This is a genomic window from Rothia sp. (in: high G+C Gram-positive bacteria) (assembly GCF_015265375.1).
Lineage (GTDB): Bacteria > Actinomycetota > Actinomycetes > Actinomycetales > Micrococcaceae > Rothia.
Map to the genome: position 1 here is coordinate 1 of NZ_JABZXW010000114.1, position 1,003 is coordinate 1,003.

The window sequence follows — 1,003 nt, forward strand, 5'->3', positions numbered from 1 at the left end:
GATTACCGACCACTGGTTCCAGGTTCCCCTGACCCACGGTCTGATTTTCTCCAAGGGCAAGGACGCCGCTCTCTCCTCCCGTTTTGCGGACCAGACCATCACCGTGTTTGCGCGCGAGGTTGTGAACACCAGCGAGACTCTGACCGTCCCGGCGGATAAGCGCCCCTACATTGTGTACCTGCAGGGTGGCCCCGGTTTCGGTTCGCCGAAGACCGGCTCCATTGGCGGCTGGATTGCTGAGCTGGCGAAGACTCACCGCGTGATTCTTCTGGATCAGCGCGGTACCGGTCTGTCTTCCCCGCTGTCTGCTCGCACTATTACTGCTGTGGGTGACCCGCAGGTTCAGGCTGAGTACACTGAGCTGTTCCGTGCGGACTCCATCATCGCTGACGCGGAGGCTATCCGCGAGGTGCTGCTGGCTGACCGTGCCGACAAGCGCTGGTCCACCATTGGTCAGTCCTTCGGTGGCTTCCTGACCCTGTCCTACCTGTCGTTCGCACCTCAGTCGCTGCGTGACTGCCGCATCACCGCGGGTCTGGCTCCGATTCGTACCTCCGTGGACAACGTCTACCAGCACACCTTCGACCGCATGAAGGAACGTGTTGAGGAGTACTACAGCTGGTTCCCCGAGGACGCCGAGCTCGCAACCCGCATCGCTGAGCACCTGCGTACCCACAAGGAGTACCTGCCCACCGGTGAGCGCCTGACCGATCACCGCTTCCAGATGGCTGGTCACTTCCTGGGTGGCCGCTGGCGCGAGCGCGGTCTGCACTACTTCCTGGAGAACGCATTCGCTGAGGGTAACGACCACCTCTCCGATCAGTTCCTGACCGCTATGGGTGCTGAGGTGACCTTCCAGGCGAACCCGCTGTACGCCCTGATGCACGAGACCATTTACGCTGACGGCCCCTCCGACGGCGTTCTGCCCGGCATCCCCGGCTACGAGCTGTCCCCCTCCCCCGCGCCGACCAACTGGTCTGCTGCTCGCGTGGCGGCTTCCCGC

Annotated in this window: 1 protein-coding gene; it reads left to right on the forward strand. The window is 63.1% G+C overall.

Annotated elements, in window-relative coordinates; genetic code table 11:
- On the forward strand, nt 1-1,003 hold a 1,003-nt coding region (locus tag HXO69_RS08945; protein WP_296546613.1), incomplete at both ends, for an alpha/beta fold hydrolase.